Below are 3,327 nucleotides of genomic sequence, written 5' to 3' on the forward strand. Positions count from 1 at the left end.
GGCCATGCTCAGAAAGATCGGTGAGCGGACCGTGAACGGCCTCTGGGACCTGATCGGCAGGCTCGTCGATATCTTCAAGCCAAACGAATGCGCAAACTACTTCACATCGTGCGGCTATGATCCAGACTGATCGAAAATCGCTCTAACCCGCAACCCTCGGCCTGTGCTCGCAGCCCGAGCGTGATGAATTGGTCGCAAAAGCGGCGAAGCGCGGTGGAATTGAAGAAGACCAAGGCGCAAGCGACGTGCGGCTGGGCACGGACCGCGATGCGCTAATCGAGGAATTGCAAGCCGAGCGAGATGCGCACGACAGCCAGCTCCACGGCGGCTCAGAAAGCTGAGGCACACGCCTGGCTCGAAGCGCGCCATGCGGAAGGCCGCTCGGAAAGCTGAGGTGGCTTAATCAACCAAAGTCAGCGCGGTCTCACCGTCTGTGCCGGGGAGACCGTGGCTGAGCCGTCCTTCAACCTGTGCGCCCTGTTCCATTGTCACGGCGCCATAAGCAACGTCGCCGTGAATGCGGGCGCTCTTAGAGATCGTCAGTTGCGCAACTTCGATCCCGCCATGCACTGTGCCAGAGAGACGCGCAGATTGCGCCTTGATTGCGCCGTGGATGACGCTTGCTTCGCCTTGCACCAATGCAGCGCACGTGATGTCGCCTTCAACATGGCCATCGATATGCAGATCGGCGCTGGCGGTGATGTGTCCCTTAATCACCAAGTCGGCGCCGAGCACGGAAAAGGTCGAGGCCATGGCGTTACTGGCCGCTGCCTGGCGAACCGGGGCTGGAGACGTCGGCTCGGGCTTCTTGGCGAACATGCGGTTTCGACTCCATAACTGGGGCTTCAAGGAAGGGGCGCGGATCGACCGCGCGGTCGCCGATCCGCACTTCAAAGTGCAAGTGTGGACCGGTTGATCGCCCATTATTGCCGATAGCGCCTACCGCGCTGCCAGCGGCGACACTTTGGCCCACGCCCGCACCGATCCGCGAAAGATGGGCGTAACGCGTCAGCAGTCCATTGCCATGGCTGATCTCAAGGCAACGGCCATAGCCTTGTTTCACGCCGGCGAAGCTCACTCTTCCTGCCGCAGCGGCATAGACTGGCGTTCCGATCGGGCCACGAAAATCGAGCCCTGCATGAAAGGCGCCCCCACCCGTAAACGGGTCGTTTCGGAAGCCGAAGCCGCTGGATATATATTGGAGGCCGGCGGGCAGTGTGTTCGGAATACGGGCGAGGCCCTGAACCATGCTGTTCAAGCGGGCAAGGCTGGCCCCCAACCGAGCAAACCGGGGGTCGATCGTATCGCCAGGCCCCGTCAGCAATCGGATGAGCGGGCCACCCGTGGCATTGCGGTCCTGAGCCGCGATGACCGACGGATTGAGCCCGACCCGGCGCATAGCGGCCTCAGCGCGGAGCGCCCTCGCATCCGCATAGCGCGTCAGTTGCTCAACAAATACAAGTTGGCGGGCCTCCAGTTGCGCAAGCCCTGCTGCTTCTGGCAGGACCATCGAAATCTTGCGCACGGTCTTGTCCGCCTCCGCGCGGCTGTCGGAAACAGTTCCGCGCGGCAAATCCCGCGGTAGCGGGCCAATCGCCCCTTGCACGCTTTTCTCGATGAAATCCTGCCGCTTGGCGAGATCGGCAGCCACTGCGCCCAAGCCACCGCGATACTTTGCAACACGGCTCTCGGCCGAAGCAACCGCTGCCTCACGCTCCAGCAGCGCAGCGCGGTCATAGGAACTGATCAACCCCGATATGAGCATCCACAGCACCATGATCATCCAGATCAAGAGTGCAGCAGCGATTGCCCCGGCAATCCGCATCTGCAAAATACTCGAAATCCGGATGAAGCGCACTTGGCCGTCGGCGCGCATGAAAAACTCGCGCTCGGGGAACCAGACGCGCAAGCGCGTCAGGATCGCTTGCCAGGATTCTGCTCCTAGCCTGCCTGATGTTAGAATCGGTAGAATATCGACCCCCAGCATGGCTTTTAGCTGATCAGGCGCGCATCGGCTATCGGGGCATTACAGTGCGGTCGGATCACCTAGCCCAAAGCCAAGGCGAAACGTGCTTTTTCTTCGGCGAACCGAGCCGAAGATATTGTCTTGTTTGCGTTCAAAGCGGGTGCAGGGGCTCAGCCCCTGCCCGCCAGAGGCGTTCTTGCTTGCTGTTCTGTTCTACACGAGCCAGGCCTATCATCATGCTAGGGCCTTGATCGCTAGAGGAAAAAATCCTGAATTCCGGCGATTCTGTCAAAACTGGCAAAGCGGGTGCAGCGGGGAGAGACGCGGAAAAAGAAAGGGGCGGCTGGTGGGCCGCCCCTTCCGGATCTGGTGATGGTGGGGAGCCCACCCGAAGGTAGGCCGCCTCAATGTCCCGCAAGCGCCGCCAACAGCAGCAAAGCCACGATGTTGGTGATCTTGATCATCGGGTTCACGGCGGGGCCGGCGGTGTCCTTGTAGGGGTCACCTACGGTGTCGCCGGTCACCGCCGCCTGGTGGGCGGGGGAGCCTTTGCCGCCGTAGGCGCCTTGTTCGATGACTTTCTTGGCGTTGTCCCACGCGCCGCCGCCGCTGGTCATGGAGATGGCCACAAAGAGCCCCGAGATGATGACGCCCATCAGCAGCGCGCCCAAGGCGGCAAAGCCGTTGCCCTGGCCAGCCACGGCGGTGATGACGTAATAGACAACCACGGGTGCGAGCACCGGCAGCAGTGACGGCACGATCATTTCCTTGATGGCGCCGGCGGTGACCAGGCCCACGGTGCGGGCATAATCGGGCTTCACTTCGCGGGTGGCGATGCCGGGGTTTTCGCGGAACTGGGCGCGAATATCCTGCGCCACGGCTTGGGCCGTGCGGCCCACCGCTGTCATCGCCATGCCGCCGAACAGATAGGGCAGCAGCGCGCCGAGCAGCAGCCCGACGACCACGTATGGATTGGACAGGGAGAAATCGACCGGTACGTCCTTGAAGAACTGGGCCAGATCTTCGGTGTAGGTGGCGAACAGCACCAGCGCGGCAAGGCCGGCCGAACCGATGGCATAGCCCTTGGTGACGGCCTTGGTGGTGTTGCCCACCGCGTCGAGGGCATCGGTGCGCTGGCGCACTTCGCCATCAAGCCCGGCCATTTCGGCGATGCCGCCGGCGTTGTCCGTAACGGGGCCATAGGCATCGAGCGCGACGATCATACCGGCCAGGGCCAGCATGGCGGTGGCGGCAAAGGCGATGCCGATCAGGCCGCCCAGTTTGAAGGTGGCGATGATGCCGGCGACGATCACCAGCGTGGGCAGCGCGGTCGATTCCATCGACACGGCGAGGCCCTGGAT

Annotated in this window: 3 protein-coding genes and 2 pseudogenes; 2 read left to right on the forward strand and 3 right to left on the reverse strand. The window is 62.5% G+C overall.

Going from position 1 to position 3,327, the window contains the following annotated elements:
- Positions 1 to 130: pseudogene (locus Q7O19_RS13395) on the forward strand (IS630 family transposase); the annotation flags it as partial.
- Positions 131 to 146: 16 nt separating this feature from the next.
- Positions 147 to 393 (forward strand): annotated as a pseudogene (locus Q7O19_RS13400) (DUF1013 domain-containing protein); the annotation flags it as partial.
- Between the two features lie 6 nt (positions 394 to 399).
- Here the strand turns inward: Q7O19_RS13400 and Q7O19_RS13405 are convergent.
- From Q7O19_RS13405 to Q7O19_RS13415, 3 genes are all read right to left on the reverse strand, one after another.
- Positions 400 to 753 carry a polymer-forming cytoskeletal protein gene (locus Q7O19_RS13405; protein ID WP_303810984.1) on the reverse strand — a complete coding sequence of 118 codons (354 nt, stop codon included), beginning with the start codon at positions 751 to 753 and terminating at the stop codon, positions 400 to 402.
- Positions 754 to 757: 4 nt separating this feature from the next.
- Positions 758 to 1,987: a M23 family metallopeptidase gene (locus Q7O19_RS13410; RefSeq protein ID WP_303810985.1), complete on the reverse strand. Its 1,230-nt coding sequence runs from the start codon at positions 1,985 to 1,987 to the stop codon at positions 758 to 760.
- A gap of 383 nt (positions 1,988 to 2,370) precedes the next feature.
- Positions 2,371 to 3,327 (reverse strand): sodium/proton-translocating pyrophosphatase (locus tag Q7O19_RS13415; protein ID WP_303810986.1); only part of this gene is annotated, 957 nt, incomplete at its 5' end.

Origin of the sequence: Sandarakinorhabdus limnophila DSM 17366, from assembly GCF_945882885.1 — a bacterium.
Lineage (GTDB): Bacteria > Pseudomonadota > Alphaproteobacteria > Sphingomonadales > Sphingomonadaceae > Sandarakinorhabdus > Sandarakinorhabdus limnophila_A.

Excerpts from the sequence above, each read along its gene's own strand:
- Q7O19_RS13405 (WP_303810984.1), bottom strand. The coding sequence starts at position 753 with ATGGCCTCGACCTTTTCCGTGCTCGGCGCCGACTTGGTGATTAAGGGA.
- Q7O19_RS13410 (WP_303810985.1), bottom strand. The coding sequence starts at position 1,987 with ATGCTGGGGGTCGATATTCTACCGATTCTAACATCAGGCAGGCTAGGA.